Source organism: Siphonobacter aquaeclarae (assembly GCF_900103285.1).
GTDB lineage: Bacteria > Bacteroidota > Bacteroidia > Cytophagales > Spirosomataceae > Siphonobacter > Siphonobacter aquaeclarae.
Map to the genome: position 1 here is coordinate 205,116 of NZ_FNGS01000001.1, position 17,047 is coordinate 222,162.

13 protein-coding genes are annotated in these 17,047 nt (G+C 57.0%); 6 read left to right on the forward strand and 7 right to left on the reverse strand.

All coding sequences use genetic code 11. The features are described from left to right. The first annotated feature begins 127 nt into the window (after window positions 1–127). The 3 genes from BLR09_RS00800 (at window position 128) to BLR09_RS00810 (ending at window position 4,942) form a co-directional block, all read left to right on the forward strand. Window positions 128–1,012, forward strand: coding sequence for an ABC transporter ATP-binding protein (locus BLR09_RS00800; RefSeq protein ID WP_093196542.1), 885 nt, complete (start codon window positions 128–130; stop codon window positions 1,010–1,012). Continuing rightward, window positions 1,009–4,428, forward strand: coding sequence for a M1 family aminopeptidase (locus BLR09_RS00805; RefSeq protein WP_093196544.1), 3,420 nt, complete (start codon window positions 1,009–1,011; stop codon window positions 4,426–4,428). The genes BLR09_RS00800 and BLR09_RS00805 overlap by 4 nt, the downstream gene beginning before the upstream one ends. An 82-nt stretch (window positions 4,429–4,510) precedes the next feature. Further along, window positions 4,511–4,942 (forward strand): hypothetical protein, encoded by a 432-nt coding sequence (locus BLR09_RS00810; RefSeq protein ID WP_093196546.1) that lies wholly within the window; start codon window positions 4,511–4,513, stop codon window positions 4,940–4,942. Here BLR09_RS00810 and BLR09_RS00815 read toward each other — a convergent pair. From BLR09_RS00815 to BLR09_RS00830, 4 genes are all read right to left on the reverse strand, one after another. Further along, window positions 4,933–5,670 (reverse strand): hypothetical protein, encoded by a 738-nt coding sequence (locus BLR09_RS00815; RefSeq protein WP_093196548.1) that lies wholly within the window; start codon window positions 5,668–5,670, stop codon window positions 4,933–4,935. The genes BLR09_RS00810 and BLR09_RS00815 overlap by 10 nt on opposite strands. Window positions 5,671–5,674: 4 nt before the next feature. Continuing rightward, the gene (locus tag BLR09_RS00820) at window positions 5,675–6,682 is read right to left on the reverse strand and encodes a bestrophin family protein (protein ID WP_093196553.1); all 1,008 of its coding nucleotides are present in this window, start codon (window positions 6,680–6,682) and stop codon (window positions 5,675–5,677) included. A gap of 16 nt (window positions 6,683–6,698) precedes the next feature. Then, complete coding sequence (locus tag BLR09_RS00825; protein WP_093196555.1) at window positions 6,699–7,220, reverse strand: class I SAM-dependent methyltransferase; 522 nt, start codon at window positions 7,218–7,220, stop codon at window positions 6,699–6,701. Between the two features lie 113 nt (window positions 7,221–7,333). Further along, window positions 7,334–8,164 (reverse strand): VOC family protein, encoded by an 831-nt coding sequence (locus tag BLR09_RS00830; protein WP_176785393.1) that lies wholly within the window; start codon window positions 8,162–8,164, stop codon window positions 7,334–7,336. A gap of 163 nt (window positions 8,165–8,327) precedes the next feature. Between BLR09_RS00830 and BLR09_RS00835 the strand changes: the two genes are divergently transcribed. From BLR09_RS00835 to BLR09_RS00845, 3 genes are all read left to right on the forward strand, one after another. Further along, the gene (locus tag BLR09_RS00835; protein WP_093196559.1) at window positions 8,328–11,531 is read left to right on the forward strand and encodes a TonB-dependent receptor; all 3,204 of its coding nucleotides are present in this window, start codon (window positions 8,328–8,330) and stop codon (window positions 11,529–11,531) included. Between the two features lie 106 nt (window positions 11,532–11,637). Next, window positions 11,638–13,173 (forward strand): sulfatase, encoded by a 1,536-nt coding sequence (locus BLR09_RS00840; RefSeq protein WP_093196561.1) that lies wholly within the window; start codon window positions 11,638–11,640, stop codon window positions 13,171–13,173. A 187-nt stretch (window positions 13,174–13,360) separates the two neighbouring features. Next, entirely contained in the window at window positions 13,361–14,452 is a 1,092-nt protein-coding gene (locus tag BLR09_RS00845; RefSeq protein WP_093196563.1) for a hypothetical protein, read from the forward strand. A 28-nt stretch (window positions 14,453–14,480) separates the two neighbouring features. Here BLR09_RS00845 and BLR09_RS00850 read toward each other — a convergent pair whose 3' ends face one another. The 3 genes from BLR09_RS00850 to BLR09_RS00860 are packed head-to-tail and all read right to left on the reverse strand — an operon-like array spanning window position 14,481 to window position 17,022. Then, window positions 14,481–15,134 carry a hypothetical protein gene (locus BLR09_RS00850; protein WP_143010977.1) on the reverse strand — a complete coding sequence of 218 codons (654 nt, stop codon included), beginning with the start codon at window positions 15,132–15,134 and terminating at the stop codon, window positions 14,481–14,483. A 60-nt stretch (window positions 15,135–15,194) separates the two neighbouring features. After that, window positions 15,195–15,938, reverse strand: a complete 744-nt coding sequence (locus BLR09_RS00855) for a LytR/AlgR family response regulator transcription factor (RefSeq protein ID WP_093196567.1) — start codon at window positions 15,936–15,938, stop codon at window positions 15,195–15,197. A gap of 4 nt (window positions 15,939–15,942) precedes the next feature. Next, on the reverse strand, window positions 15,943–17,022 hold the full coding sequence (locus BLR09_RS00860; RefSeq protein WP_093196569.1) for a sensor histidine kinase: 1,080 nt from the start codon (window positions 17,020–17,022) through the stop codon (window positions 15,943–15,945). Window positions 17,023–17,047: the final 25 nt, after the last annotated feature.

Consider the following 17,047-nt stretch of genomic DNA (forward strand, 5'->3'; position numbering starts at 1 on the left):
CGTGACGAAAGGAAGGTAGTTCCGGTTGGCCCCGGTACGCGGTCGTTCATCAGCCTCATTCATACCTTCCTCATCTAAAATTCACAGAGAAAAGTACTTCCGCCAGGTTGCGCCAAAAAAGCAATCAATGGCTGATTTACAGATACAACACCTCACCAAACAATACGGCAATGTCCGGGCGCTGGACGACGTCACGCTGGCGATCGGTACCGGCCTTTTCGGCTTGCTGGGCCCGAACGGAGCAGGAAAATCGTCCCTCATGCGTACCCTCGCCACGCTTCAGGAACCGGATAGCGGGAAGGTATTTTTTTCAGGAACCGACATACACCGGGAGCCATTCGCACTCCGCCGGCAACTGGGATACCTGCCGCAGGATTTTGGCGTATATCCGCGCTTCACGGCCGTGGAGCTGCTGGATCACCTGGCGGTGCTGAAAGGTATCCGCAGCCGCGCCGACCGGCGTGAGCAGGTACTGGCGCTGTTACAGCGCACCAACCTGTACGAGGTCCGCAACCGGGCCGTCAGCAGCTACTCAGGCGGAATGCGCCAGCGGTTTGGCGTTGCCCAGGCCCTGCTCGGCGATCCGAAGCTGGTGATCGTCGACGAACCTACCGCCGGTCTCGATCCCGAAGAACGGAACCGGTTTCACGACCTTTTGGGTGAAATCGGAGAAAAAATAGTGGTGCTGCTATCGACCCACATCGTCGAAGACGTCAGCGAACTCTGTCAGGACATGGCCGTTCTGGCGCAGGGCAGGGTGATCCTGCGCGGTCGCCCGGCAACGCTCCGGGAGCAATTGGCCGGAACGGTCTGGCGAAAATCCGTTCACCGCGATGAAGCGGAACACTACCGGCAGTCGTTTGCTGTCCTGTCCGAGCGCCTTCGCGAAGGAAAGATTCAGGTACACGTACTCGCATCCGAACGACCGGAATCCGGTTTTGAGCCGGTTGCTCCGGGCCTGGAAGACGTTTACTTTTCAGCGCTGGCGGGCCGGCGGGGAGGTGCCGCGTGAGGAAAAATGCCTGGCTTTTTGAACTCCGGTACCACAGCCGGCAGGCGTCGTTTCGGGTAGCGCTGGTCGTCTTTTTTCTGCTTGGTATCGGGATGTCGTTCGGGCGGTTCGGCGACGCCCACAAAAACGCTCCCTACGTCCTGGGAATGCTGACGGGGCTGCTGTCGCTGACGACGGTTTTTGCGGCGACGATTTTTACTGCTAACGTATGCCTCCGCGATGTGAGGTACCGGATGGAACCGCTGCTGTTTTCGACATCCCTGCGCCGGTCAGACTACTTCCTGAGCCGGCTGTCGGGTTTGTGGCTGGCTGTTTTTGCGATACTCACGGTATCCCTGGCAGGAGTGGCAACCGGCTGCCTGATACAGGAGCATGAGGTGCAGGGGCCTTACGTGGCAGGTTGGTTTCTGCATCCGCTGGTAGTATTCGGAGTACCGAATGTTCTGGTGATTGTGTCGCTTCTGTTTGCCGTGGCGCTGTTTTCGCGGAGCGAACGGTCGGTATATGTGACGGGCGTGCTGCTCTATATTCTCTACCTGACGGGATCGATACTGGGCGGCTCGCCGCTGATCGCCGGTTCGCCACTGAAAGACGGGCCGCAGAATATCTGGCCATTGCTGGGCGATCCCTTTGGTCTGTCGTCGTTTTTCGGCGATACACGGTTGTGGACGGTATCCCGGAAAAACAGCGAGCTATACGGCCTTTCCGGCGCTTTCGGGTGGAATCGGGCGGTGTGGACCGGCTTTTCGGCGGTCGTGCTTTTCGTTACATACCGCCGTTTCCCGTTCCGGCTGCCAATATCGTCCCCGGAAAAAAAGAAAATGCAGGAAGCGGCTGCGCCCGCCGTCTATCGCCTGATACCGGTTCAGGCAACCGGAATATCCTGGTATTGCTGGGTTTTTTGGGCGCGTTTGGAACTCGAAATCAGACTGTTATTCCGGCAGATTCCTTTCTGGGTCATGCTCCTGCTGTGGGTGTTTCTGTATGCGGTGGAGTTGCAGGATGCGTGGTATGGAGGTCCGTACGGAATGCGTTTATTACCGACAACCGGCCTGTTGGTGGAAGAAGTCCGCGCTTTTCGCCTCGCCCTGCCGGTATTGCTCTTTTTCAGTTCGGAAATGGTCTGGAGCGATCGGCAGGTGCGTTTTTCGGATATACTCACGGCGACGCCCGTCGCCGGCAGCCTGCTCTGGGCCTCAAAAATGACAGTGCTGGCACTGCTGATACTGGTACTGATCGGCGCGACGGCCATAACCGGCGTGGCCTCTCAGCTCGCCGCGGGATACACCGATCTGCAACCTTGTACGTACCTGAGTCTGGCCTGTTACGGCGGTCTGCCGCTGCTGTATGTAACGGTGTTACTGTTGTTTGTTCAGGCAATTACGCCCAATCGATACCTCGGCCTGGTACTGGGATTGCTGGTGATGGCGCTGGTATTGTTCAGCCGGAGGATAGGTCTCGAACATCCGCTGCTCCGGTATGCGACACCACCGGAGCTGTATTATTCGGAAATGAGCGGCTGGGGACACTATGCCGACGCTTTCGACGGATACATGCTATACTGGGGTGCGGCGGCGGCTTCCATCGGAATACTGACCGCCGCCTGGTGGGGAAAGCGCCGCCCGGTTTTTTCCCGATCCTTGAAATTTTTGCTGATACTGGCGCTCTGTACCTGGGCCGGAACCGGCGTAGCCTTGTACCAACGCCTGGCGCCGACGTACCAAAGCCAGCAGTCGCTTATCAATCAGGGCATTAGTTATGAAAAGCGATACAAACGCCTGGGACTGGCCGCGCAGCCGGTGATTCAGGCCACGCAGCTGGCGGTAGACCTATTTCCGTCCGAACGAAAGTACCGCGTCCGCGGCACCTATCGTCTCCGAAACGAAAGCGATAAGCCGCTTAGCCAGATTTGGGTGGGAACGGATCCCGGAACGATGACGACGGAAATCACGCTTTCGGAGCGTTTCAGCGACCGGACGGAGGGCAACCAGCACTTTCTCCGCCTGTCGCGCCCCCTCTTGCCGGGAAGGGAGCTGACGCTTCGTTTTTCGATGGAAGCGGACCGCTCCGGCTACGTACCATTCGACGCCGAACACAGCGTAGTACCGAACGGATCATACATCGAGCTGGAAAAATTCCTGCCCTGGCTGGGCTATAATCCCCGCCTCGAAACGCGTGACCGGCAGGCGAGGCGAAAGGCGGGGTTGCCGGAGGAGTCGGTGCCGATACCCGCAGATTCCCTGTATCATCCTGTGCATCAGGATATAACCGTCACAACAGACCCCGGTCAGACCGTCGTAGCAATCGGAACGCTGATTTCGACGGGTAATAGTGCCGGCAGGCCTGTGTTCCGGTACCGGCTGGACGGCCCGTTCCGCTGCGCGCTGAGTTCGGCCCGGTATGTAGTCCGGGAAGACCAGGCAGGTACCACCCGGATACGGATCTTCTATCACCCCGGCCATGAAACCAACGTCCCGATGCTGGTGAAAGCAGCGAAAGACGCGCTCACATATGCCGATACAGCTTTTCATCCTTACCCGTTTCCCGAACTGACGATAGCAGAAATACCCCGGTATCCGGGCGCGGCGACGGCCTATCCGGGTACTGTTTTTTCGGCTGAAAACATCAATTTTCTGGGAAATTTCAGCCGAAATGCCTTTCCGCACGCCTATGCGATCCTCGCGCACGAAATCTCCCATCAATGGTGGCCGCACCAGATGGCGCCGGTGGGCGGTCCGGGAGACGGTTTGCTGACAGAGTCCCTGGCGAAATATGCCGAGGCGGTGATCACAGAGCGCTTTACCGGCCGCGAGCAGCTGAGTACCTACCTGAAACGGGACAACAATTTCTACTTCGGCATGCGGGAAGACGATGAAAAGCCGCTCACCCGGTCATCCGACCAGCTTTATGTCGAATACCAGAAGGGCGGACTCGTGCTTTACGGCTTGCGCGAGCGCCTGGGCGAGGACCGGGTCAACCGCGCATTGAAAAAGCTGGTACACAGGTATCGCTACCCCGGCCGCCGGGTACGTCCGGCGGACCTTCTCCGGGAGCTGACGGTCGGCGCATCCGAACGCGAAAAACGACTGATTCGGGAGTTGCTTCAACAGAAAACAACCTATGACCTGTCGATCCGGGTACTGAAAACCGAACGCAGACCCGATGGAAGCTACCGGCTGCTGCTGGAAATCAGCGCCCGGAAGGAAGAAAACGGCCGGAAGCTGCCCGTCGATGAGGATATGGAGGTTGCCGTTTCGGGTGACAGCGGTCGGTTGTTCTCCCGGAAGTACCGGATTACGGAGGACCGCACCCGGTTGTCGCTCGTCGTCCGGCAGCGCCCCGATCAGGTTATGGTTGACCCGATGGGATACATCCTTGACCCGGATCAACGGGATAATTCGGCGAAGGTAAAGTGAAGAAGGAGGTACGGCGGCGCAGGCCGCCGTACCAAAATACTTTTTATTTTCGCCGCGCCGGATTGTCCGCCGGCCGGAATGCATGAAAACCCATCAGCCTGTTGCGATCGTCTGTATTTTTACCTGGATCGGCTTTGTCTGCGCGATCAGTTTTCTCGAAGCCTGGCTGAAGTTTCAGGCTCCGGGTGTGACGATCCCGATTGGTTTGGGTATCGGGCGACTGGTGTTCTCCGCCCTGAACAAAATCGAATGGGTATTCGCGGTAGCGGTGCTTGGAAGCGCTTTCCTGAGTCGGAACGGGCTTCGCTGGCCGCTGTGGATTGCCATCGCCATTCTGGTTGCGGAGACGGTCTGGTTGCTGCCGGCGCTCGACGCGCGTGCGGAAGAGATGATCCATCACCGACCGGTTCCGCCGTCGCGCCTTCACATAATGTACATCGCAATGGAAGGCGTCAAAGTTTTCGCATTGCTGGCCGGCGGTCTGGCGCTGTTCAAAAGTACCCGCTACCGGTAGTATTCGTCGAGCAGGTCCCGGCGCTCTCCCGTTTCGAGGTGAATGCACTCCAGGCGCTTGTAGGAACAAAATGAACCCATATCGCGGTCGCCGTTGATGAATACCGCGCCGGCGAGTATTACATACCGGCAGGGATAGCTGGTTTGACTCACGAGTACATCAATGCGCTGATTGATGGCTTCATACATGACTTCTGTCGCTTCAAACAAGGAATGCGGAGCGTTTTTAATGCGGCTTTCTTCTTTCAGGAAAATCTGTTCGATGGTGTTCATCTGGTAATCGAGGTCCGTCACCGCACCCGGCCGGATGTTTCCGGCAAGTAACTTTCCGAGCGCACCTTTGGCGGCGCCACAGCACGCAGAAGCCTGACTCTGGCCGATCCGGCTGATTTCTCCCAAAGATCCTTCCTTGGTAACCCCGATATGCGGCGCGAAAAAGACGAGTACGGCTCCGTCTTCCGGCACGTGATGGGCGAAGGCGTTCATACCGGTCACGCCGGCGAAGGGGAAACCGTCGAGGCCGCCGAGGTGGAAAGGACCTAGCATTTCCAGCGCCCGCGGAGGATACTGAATCGCATTTACGTCGTCGCAGCAGAGGCTGTCGGCATGCATGATCTGCCGGGGCGAAAGACCCAGCGTGCGCCCGAGGGTATCGAGGAGGCGGTCGACGGTTTCAATAGACGTCAGCGCATTCGGATACCAGCGCCGTACTGTTTCGAGGTGGTTCATGATGTTAAAGAACAATGTTGTTAACAGGTTGAATAGCAGGGGGAAGGTCGGTTTCGCCGAGCATTTCGCGCAGGTCGATTTCGATCGTGCGGGAAATCTGGGTGATGGGTACGTCGTTGGCGCTGCCTTCGAACGGGTTTTCGGTGGCCTCGCCGGTCATATCAAGCGCCACGAATACCCAGCCGAGAAGCGTACTGAACGGAATGGAGAGCCAGACAAATTCCGGTCCGAACTTTGCGAATTCCTGTACCATCCCGAACGGAATCAGGATGCATAGCAGGTTGGTAAAAAACAGGTTCAGGCTGGAATACTGCCGCGGATAGGGGAAGTTTTTAATGCGCTCGCACCGGCCCTGCTGGTCATACAGGTCTTTGAGGTGGGTTTCGAGCGCGACGAAGTTGTAATCCGTCAACAATCCCGCTTCGTTCAGCCCGCGCAGCTCGTCAGACTGCCGGGACAGCAGCTGCGTCGCCTTGTTTTTCCGGGCGAGGATATACTGTCGTTCTTCTTCTGGCAAAAAAGGCTTCAGTTCTTCGCCCATGTCCGATTGCCATTCCGGCACGACGTAATACCGCTTCTGATATTCCTGATTATACCTCCGTTTTTTGATGTATTCCCAGCTGCGTACTTCGCGCAGCTGAAACCGCAGGGCTGTCAGCCACGCGATGTGCCGGTAGATCAGCCGTTGGTGGATATCCTGTTCGAGGGCAGGGTCATCGGCGCGAACCATACTGCGCACGAGTATTCCGAAGCTGCGGCTCTGGTTGATAATGCCTCCGTAAATCTGCCGGGCTTCCCAGGTACGGTTGTAGGTCTGGGTGTTCCGGAAACCGGAGATAAACGCCGTCACCGTTCCGAGCAACGCAACCGGCACCCAGGGCATGGTAAACCACTTGCCGCCGGTGCAGGCATAGATAATCGCCGGAATGGTGCTGATGAGAAGGAGTTTGTAGATCTGGAAGCGTGTCCAGGGGATGTAGTGGCTGAGGTGGTAGTGATCGCCTGTGTTCATGAAAAGCAGGGCCGGATTAGGTAGTCGATGATTCGATTAAGGCGGCGTATAAAGGATGGGGGCCGTAGAGAGACGGTCGCTCGCCGAGCTTCCGGATTGTCTGGTAGCCGACTTGTTCGGCGAGACGGGTCAGCCGGGCGAAATCCAGCGGATACGGCACCCAGGGATTTCCTTGCGTCAGCTCATATTCAACAATCAGGAGGGAATGCCGGGTTTGCAGCAGCGGAAACAGCCGCTCCAGAAACGCCTCCGGATGACGGACGTAGTGGAGGGCATTGGCCATCAGCAACCCGTCGGCCGGCGGAACCGGCAGCGCTTCGGACTCAAAATCGGCCTGCATGCCGTGAATCCGGACGCCGTCGACAACCGGCTCGAGCCGCAACGGCTGCCGGTCTACCGCATAAATAGTACTACCCTGGCGCAGCAACCGGGCCAGCGCACGGGTGAATGTTCCTCCGCCTGCACCGAGCTCAAGCCAGACAGCCTTGGCCGGATCAGGGGAAAACCGGATCAGATCAGTCGCTTCCTGAATGGTCATAGACAGGTGTTTTCTTACGGGAAACTACTAATTTTTTATGAAAAATCACAGATCCGAAAATGCCAAAAATAACAGACCAGGCAGACCAGGATATGGTGAACTTTTCGGTTTTTTCAGGGATGCCGCTCCGGAACCTCCCGAAATTCCAGCCAGAAGCCGGCTGTCTGTTCCGGAGAAAGGAACAGGCTTTTCCCGGCGGCAACCGGCCTTATTCCGGCTTGTTCGAACAGGGCCCGCGTCGTTTTCAGGCTTTTAACGCGCAGCGTCGCGCCGATGATCGGGCGATGAGCCAACCGCTGGTAAGATGCGGGTAGCAGGACGATCTCTCCGTCCCGGAAGCGGGTAACTTCGGCGTTGAGCTTCGCGGGTATCCGGACTGTTTCCCGGGTGGTCGTTCCCCCGAATACATGCAGCAACTCCCGCAGCGCCTTCGGATCATCGGGCGCTAGCCAGACGCTGATGAGTGACTCCGCGCCGTTGGCATGCGCGAAATGTTCGGGTTTGTCGGTGGGCGACTGGTTTCCCGAACCCAGGAAATAGGTGTCCAGCGCTCCGCGAAAGCTATCCCCTGTATGCGGGATACCAGCCGCGTCGAGGCGGCTGCGGAGTGTTGCGCGGTCGGGCGCGAGGAAGGCCAGATACGCCGGGCCGTCGCCCTGTACGAGCAGGCGACGGTAGTTGGCTGTGAGTTCATCTTTCGCTTCCGGAGCGGTGATGATCTCCATTTCGGTGCCATCCCGAAACTTGATGTGCCGGTTGCGGATACCGTTGTCATGCGGACGGCCCTCTTTCAGCGCAAAGCCCAGTTTCCGGAAGCGGGCCGCCGCCGATTCCAGATCAGAAACCGCCACAGGAACATGGTCCGGGCCGGTGACGAGCGGAGCGGACTGGGCCGTGCTGATGAACGGAATCGCCCAGAAGAGAATAAAAAGGAAGCGGATCATACCGGATTTTTCCGAAAGAAACGAAAGAATCCGACTACGGGAAACAGGCCGTTTCGGGCTACTGCCGAACGGAAACATCACATATCGGTAACATTTCCTTAACCGAATCCGCGGCACGGGCTCACTTGTTTTGCAGCCGGAAAACTTCCCTTCAGAAAACTGCATGAAACGTTTTTTACTTGGCTGCATTCTCCTGTGTCTTTCCTGCCTGTCTTCCGCGCTCATGGCGCAGACGACCCAGGCATCGATCTCAGGGGTCATCTATGAAAATGAAAACACGCCGCTTGCCGGAGCTACGGTACGCGTGCGGAACGAATCGACCGGCTTCTCGACCGGTACCATCACCAACGCCAAAGGAGAATACTCATTCAAGGAGCTTCCGCTCGGCGGACCCTACACGATCGTTTCGACCTTCGTGGGTTTCGGCGAACAACGGCGCACCGGCTACTCCCTCAACCAGGGCGATGCCGTGAAAATCAACCTGAAACTCGAAGACGCGGGTAAAACGCTGGAGGTCGTTCAGGTCGTCGGATCCGGTATCAAAAACAAAATTGAAAACATCGGCGCAGCGACGGCCATTTCAGCCCGCGCCATTACGCGCCTGCCGGTAAACGGTCGGAATTTCACCTCGCTTACGGATCTTTCTCCGCTGAGCCGGGGTGGTAACCTGTCGGGCCAGCTGGGATCGTCGACCAACTACACGATCGACGGGATGAACGCGAAGAACCCTACTTCTGCCGGTTCCACGACCAGCCGGAGTGGCGCGCCGTATTCCATTTCGATGGAAGCGGTACGGGAGTTCAAAGTCGTCACCAACCAGTATGACGTAACGCAGGGCCGCGCAGGCGGCGGTGCGGTCAGCGCGGTAACCAAGTCCGGTACCAATACCATGACCGGTAGCATCTTCAACTATACCCGTGCCAACTGGCTCTCCAGCCGGTACGACATCCGCGGTAACCGCCGGTCGGTGAAGTATTCCACCAACCAGTTCGGCTTCTCCCTGGGTGGTCCGATTATCAAGGACAAACTGCACTACTTTGTGGTATGGGATCACCAGGCGGATTCGCGCCCGCTGATTATTGCCGATGTTCAGTCGCCCGCCGACGAACTTCGCTTCAACGTAAACCGCGCAACGCTCGACAAATTCGTCGACATCGCCCGCAGCAAGTACGGCGTCGCCAACACGCCTCAATACGGTTCTTTCGGAAAGAAACGCGGTTCTGACGCTATTTTCGGTCGGATTGACTGGCAGATCGACCAGAAGAACCTGCTGACGATCCGGGACAATTACACCAGCGATCGCAACAAGCTCGGCCTGGCAGACAACACGTCGATCAACATCCTGGAGTCGTACGGCAATGACTACAACATGGACAACAGCCTCCTCGCCAGCCTCCGGACGGCCCTGAACCCGAAAGTGACGAACGAGCTGAAACTCCAGCACCTGTACACGTACCAGAAGAGCAGTCCCGGCGATCAGCTGCCTGCGGCGAATATTCCGCGTGCGATTGTAGAGAACGTCGCGTCGACAATTGACGGGCAGACCAAAACCACCAATATTCAAATGGGCGGTCACCGCTTCGCGCAGGAAGGCTTCACGAACAATGTCTTTCAGCTCGTCGACAACCTGTACTACAACACAAACAAGGCGGAATTTACCTTCGGCATTGACCTGATGTATACCCATGCCAAGTCGAAATACGGCAGTGAAGTAAACGGCCGCTTCCACTACAATCAGGAAGTCGTCAACAACGTGACGATCAGCGCACTGGAGAACTTCGAAAACCTCAAGCCGTACCGTTATTACCGCGAAGTACCCCTGATGGACGACTGGACCGTGCGCGGCGGCATCTTCAACGCCGGCGCATACGGACAGATGAAAACAAAGCTGGCGCTGGGCCTCGATCTGACCGCCGGCTTGCGCTTCGATTACGCACACTACCCGTCGTCGCCGCTGAACCAGCTGGTACTTGACGAAACCGGCGTGCGGACCGACAACAAGATCAAATCGTTTGTGGTACAGCCGCGTATCCAGTTGACATGGGATGTGAACGACCGCCACACGGATATCTTCCGTGCCGGCGCGGGTATCTTCTCGTCCGACATCAACAACTACATGGTTATCAACAACCTGACGTTCGACGGCAAGCACCTGGCAACGGTGGACGTGCGCGCCCCGAACATCCCGACGCCGGATTTCGCCGCCTACCGGAAGGATTACAACGCGATCCCGACGCTGGCGCAGTTTCAGCTTCCGACGATCAATACGAACGGGTCAAATGTGCACGTTCCGATTGTCTACAAAGCCAACCTGTCGTACAGCAAGTACCTGACAGACAAACTGCGGGTAGGTATCGCGGGATATATGTCGCTGGGCCGGAATAATTACATGTATGTGGACCGGAACATGGTGAAAGACCCGTTCTTTCGCCTCGCTAACGAAGACAACCGCGGCGTATATGTTCCTGCTTCGAGCATGCCGACCAACGGCGCCGGCGACTGGCTTCAGGGCCGCATCAGTCAGAAACTCGGCCGGGTGCTGGAGCTGAACTCGGAAGGAAAAGTGAACCAGTTCGCAGTTGTGGTCGACGCTACCTATCAGTACTTCAAAGACGGCGAAATCACGGCGAGCTATACCTGGAACGATGCGAAGGACAATACCTCCTTCAACGGAAACGTGGCGAATACCGCAACGCTCTCTCTCCCCGTAAAAGACGACCCGCGTAATCTCAGCAAGATGAGCTACTCCGACGGGCAGTTCCGTCATAAAGTAGTTGTTTACGGAACGCTGCCGACCTTTGCCGGCTTCAAAGTAGGCTTCCGGTTCTCCGGTATGGGCGGTACACGGTACTCCCTGCTCTCCGGCGGAAATACCAATGCTGACTTCGTATCAGGTACGAACGACCTCGCCTTTATTTTCGACCGGAAGAACGCTGCCGTACCTGAAAACGTCAAAACCGGTCTTCAGGGCCTGCTCGACAGCCCGACGGCCAGTCAGAGCCTCAAGGACTATATCCTCAAATACGAAGGTAAAATGGCCGAGCGGAACGGTGGTATCAACGGTTTTTACAGTACGATCGACCTCCGGGTATCGAAGTACTTTAAGATCTACAAAAACCACGGCGTCGAGTTGTCGGCGGATATCTTCAACTTCACCAATATGCTCAAGCGTGACTGGGGCGTCAACCGCTCCCTCGGATCGCAGGCATTGTATGGTCTGGGTATTCCGGCAACGAAAACCACTCCGGGCGTAGCCGCATTCGACAAAACGACCAACCAGTTTGTATACCGCGTGAACAACTCCGGCGTCATAACGCCGTCCGGAGATCCGTTCCAGATTCAGATTGGCGGTCGCTACAGCTTCTGATCCGTCAGATCTTGCTGATTGACAAGCCGGAGAATCACTCTCCGGCTTGTTTTTGTTTGCAGATGTGGCGGGGAACGTTGATTTTTCGGGACGAAAAGAATACCCGATGCGAAACCTCTTCACCGTCTGTTTGCTATTACTCGTCTGTTCCGGGACGCGCCCGTCCGGGACGCGCCCGTCCGCTGCACCGCCGAATATCATTGTCTTTCTCGTCGACGACATGGGCTGGCAGGATACGTCCGTGCCCTTTTGGAAAGAACAAACGCCGCTCAACCGCCGGTACCATACCCCTGCGATGGAGCGGATGGCTAGGGAAGGGATTGTCTTCACCGATGCCTATGCGACGCCGTTGTGCACGCCGTCTCGCATCAGCCTCATGACCGGGCTCAACGCTGCCCGGCACCGGGTGACGAACTGGACATCTCCCATACCCGACACCAGCACTGACTATGCGGATACGACGTTGCTGCCGGTCGACTGGAACATCAACGGCTTGAGTCCGCAGCCGGGAACGCCGCGGACGGTCGTCGCAACGGCTCTTCCTGCACTTCTCTCTCAAAAAGGCTATTACACCGTTCATTGCGGAAAGGCACATTTCGGGTCAAAGGGAAAACCGGGTGCTGACCCGAAGCATATCGGTTTTGCTGTGAACATCGCCGGGAACGAAATCGGCCACCCCGGAAGCTACCTCGGTACCGAAAACTACGACCATCCTTCCGGAGGAAAACCGGGACGCAACGCCGTTCCCGGGCTCGAAGCCTACCACGGTACGGAGACATTCCTGACCGAAGCCCTTACGAAAGAGGCCCTGAAGGCTCTCGATCAGCGGGGCGGCAAGCCGTTTTTTCTGTACCTGACCCACTATGCGATTCACACCCCGATCATGGGTGATCCGCGTTTCGTAGATCGCTACCTCAAAGAGGGCCTACCTCCCGTCGAAGCCCGGTATGCTTCGCTGATCGAAGGCATGGATAAAAGCCTGGGCGACGTGCTGAACTACCTCGATCAGAAGGGTTTGGCGCGGAATACCCTAATTGTTTTTATGTCGGACAACGGCGGGCTGAGCCTGTCGCCACCGCGGAGCGCACCCGCCCATACGCACAATGCGCCGCTGCGGGCGGGTAAAGGTTCGGTTTACGAGGGCGGCATCCGGGAACCCATGCTGGTGCGCTGGCCGGGCGTCGCGCCGGCCGGTAAACGTTCGGAGGCGAATGTGCTGGTGGAAGATTTCTTTCCGACGATCCTGGACGCTGCGGGTGCCGACCGACCGGCGGGCACGATTGACGGGCAGTCCTTTCTTCGGGTGATCAAGAATCCGGAGAGGAAAGGTCCGGAGCGACCGCTCGTCTGGCACCATCCCAACCGCTGGATCGCGGAGGAGGGGCCGCTGGTTTCCTGGGCGAGCGCTATCCGGCTCGGGGACTGGAAGCTGGTGTACGACCAGCGCCGCGAAAAATGCGAGTTGTACAATCTGAAGGAAGATATCGGAGAGACAGATGACCTGGCCTTTGCCCGACCGGAAACTACCCGGAAGCTGGCCATAGCGCTCAGTAATTACCTGCGCGAACGGAACGCGCAGATGCCGGTTTTCCGGGCTTCGGGAAAGGCAGTACGCTGGCCCGACGAGGTAGTCCGGCAGTAAACGTATACAAGCAGGCGAAATAGTTATTACATTGGAATCCTGAATGTTATCCCCTTGCAAAGCGGCTGGTTAGATCGTCGCGGCAGACGATAGCCAGGTCTCCGCGTACCAGACAGAGCCTCCGTCTACCGCTTTGGAATTAGCACAGGAGATACATCGGAAGATTGGAGAATCAACATACACCGCCATGAAACACTATCTGCTCCTGGCATTTCTCCTGCTGGTCGCCTGCAAGTCCACACAAAAACTGATGGACAGCGGCCGCTATACCGAAGCCTTTTATTCAGCGATAGAAGACTGGAAGAAAAAGCCGGACGACGAAACCATCCGCCGGCAACTAAGCGAAGCGTACGACCGCTCCGCTGCTCAATTGCTGGCAGGTATCAATTCGGCAAAAGCGGCTTCGGGTCGGCGTATGGGCGACCGCCTCGACCAGGCTTATGCGAACTACAAAACCCTTCAGGAGCTGTACGATGCCGGTCAGGGCATACCGTCGCTCACCGTGAAAGACTACTCCGCGCCGTTTGATTCCGCCGCGCGGGAGGCTGCCTCGTACCATTATGAAGCCGGGATGGTACTGATGGGCCGGGGGCCTTCCCGGCAGGACGCGCGTGAAGCGCTGACGCATTTCCGTCGCGCGGATGCATATGTGCCTGGTTACAAGGATGTTGTGCAGCAGCTTTCAGCGGCGGAAGACCTATCGGTTACCCATGTGGTCGTAAGACAATTTGACCAGCGTTTTGGCCGGTACTCGGTCAACGGGGCCTTTTTTGAAGGAGAGGTACTCTGGAACCTGAATACGCTCGGCAACTACGTGAAGTTCTATGGCGCGCGTGATCCGTCCACGCGCGATGTCCGTCCGGATCAGTACATGGATATACTTCTGAGCGATATCTGGTTCGGCAGGATGTTTACCAATAGCTATTCCTATACCGTCAGCAAAACGCTGCCGGCCGATCCGAGGCTGAAAATTGCGCCGGAGAAGGTATCGGCGACGGTTTTCGTCACCCGGCGGGGTATTGAAGCGCGGGCGACGATGGATTGCCGCATTACGACAGCCGGTGGGCAGCCGGTTTCGTCCGACCGCTTTCCGGCCCGGTATGCCTGGGAAAACCTGACCGGCCGGTATACCGGCGACTCCCGCGCGCTGAGCGAAAAGGACTGGGCGATCATCCGCGGAGCGTTCAACCAGCCTCCTTCCTACGACGAACTATACCGGAACCTGACGCGCCAGATTATGAATGACTTTTTGTTCAGGATGCGGGGGATTTACCGGTAAAGCTGCGACGGTCCCGACAAAAAGGACATCATTCCTCTCCAATACGTGGCTGTTCATAGCCGGGCCGGAACAGAATGAAGGCCGCGACTGCCACAAGAATCAGGCCTGTTCCCAACTCCACGTAAACGACAGTCCATCCGTACTCGATTTGCGGCAACCTGCTTTTCACATAGGCGATAATGCCCAGTACGGTCACCAGAAGGGTAATAATACGGGCGGGGCGGACCCCGTTCCCTCGTCCGGTTCGGAAAAGCAATACCCAGGCGCCGCCGACGTAACCAAAGTATTGTAAAAAAACTACCGTCTGAGCGGCGAATACCTCAAAGAGAAAAGCAAAAGGGTCGTTGCGATCCGCGAAGGGGATATGCAAGGCTACCATCGCCAGCAAAATACCAAGCGGAGCTAGGTGCACATAGTGCTCGCGGCCGAGCCGGAATTCAGGCTGAACGAATGTGCGGATCAGGAAGTAAAAGCAGGGATAGAGCGCCGGCAGAAGACCATACAGGTATTGCACGGGGCCAGGGAATCCGGACGCATGCCGACAGGAAATCAGTGCGATAAACAGACAGAGGAGGGCATTTCGCTGCTGATTGTCGGAAGGTCGGTACAGGAAAAACAGAAAGCCCGCAAACCCCGCCGCCGTTGAGGCGAGAAAAAAGACATACAAAATCTGGTTGATCATCGGGTTGGATACATTGGACGAAGGAAAGTACGACGACTTCACCGAACTACCAACCATCCGCTACCGATCCAGCCACGCCTTAAATACCGGCGCTTTTTCCCGGCTGATCATGACCTCGGTACCGTCGCGGAGTAATACCAGCAGCTTGCCGTTGAAGCTGTTCCGGATGACGTCGATGCTGTTGACGTGGATGATAAACTGCCGGTTCGCCCGGAAAAACGGATCGGGATCCAGTTCTTCCTCCAGTTCATCCATGCTTTGCGGAATAGCTTCAACCTGCCCGTTCATGAGCGTCAGGTGCGTGACTTTGTATTCTGAATAGACATAGGCGATTTGCTCCACCGGTACCGTTTTGAACCCGTCGAAGCTCGGGAGCAGAAACCGGCGGCGGTACAGGGCGGAAGACGAACGAAAGAGCTTCAGGAGATCCTCCACGCCCGCAGCTGCCAGGTTTCCGGCCGGTTTTACTTTCTGCAGGGCGAGTTTCAATTCCTCTTTTTCAATGGGTTTGAGCAGATAATCAAGTCCGTTGACACGAAATGCCCGGACGGCATACTCGTCGTAAGCAGTCGTGAATATTACCGGACAACGGATATCTGTCTGCGCAAATAGGTCGAAACTCAGCCCGTCTGACAGGCGGATGTCCATCAGAATCACATCCGGCGCCGGCTGCTCCTGCAGCCATTCGAGGCTCTCGCGTATTGTTTCGAGTATGCCGACGATCCGGTATCCGCCCAGTTCGGTCAGGATACGCCGGAGCCGGGCGGCATTGGGTTTTTCGTCTTCAACAATCAGAATCGTCATAAGCCTAAAAATCTAGCAACGGAAGTACGACCGTAAACTCCGTCAATCCCTGACTCACTTCCGGCAGTCGCCCCGACAAAATCCGGTACCGGTCTGTGATGTTGGCAAGGCCCGTGCCGGTCGACGGCATCGGGTTCGGAATCGGCTGCAGGTTGTTGATGACGTACAGCCAGTCGTCGTCCGCCGTTACCGTAATCCGCAGCGGCTGCGAGGCCGTCGCCACGTTGTGTTTGATGGCGTTTTCGATCAGCAATTGCAGGGTAATCGGTGGAATGGCCCGTTTCCGGGCTTCGTCTCCAACGCCGATGGTCACCTGTACGTTTTCCCCGTGGCGGATGCGGATGAGGTAAAGATAGGCCTTTACAAACGCGAGCTCGTCGCCCAGTTGCACCAGATCCCGCTTGACATTCTGAATCATGTACCGGTACACGCGGGAGAGATTATCGAGAAACCGGGTGGCGACGGCCGGGTCATCGTTGATCAGCTCCGACAGCGTACTGAAGTTGTTGAACATGAAGTGCGGATCGAGCTGCAATTTGAGCGACTGCAACTCCGCCTGCATGGCTATTTCCTTCAGTTCCAGGGTTTTGACCCGAAGATCCGCTGCCTCCGACATCGAGGTCTTCCACCGTTGCAACAAAAAATAGCCGGTATGAACAGTACTCACGAGAATCGAGACCAGTACACTGACGACGAAAAACTGCCACAACTCCAGGCTTTCCTGCTGGCTGAAACAGCATTCCCCGTAAATAATCCGGAACACCAGGTCCTGAAAAACGAGCAGAAATACCACCGACACGACCGTCAGCGTCGTTTGCAGCAAAAACCGCCGGAGCGGAGAGCTCGTCCACGGCAGGCGTCTTTCCAACCAGTGGGCAATACCCGTGCTGACTTCGATAATCGCCCACCCCAGCAGCAGACTGAGGGCGATTTCAATCGCGAGGTCGGCGGCGCTGTGGTTGGCATATTCTTTCCATGACGGACTGAAAGGATTCATCAGAAACGCCAGGAAATAAATCAGCACGAATACCACCAGTACCAGGACCAGCCGGACGAACCGGTTGTATTTCTTCTCGTCGGACATGCGCTAAAAGTAGGGATTTCAGGAC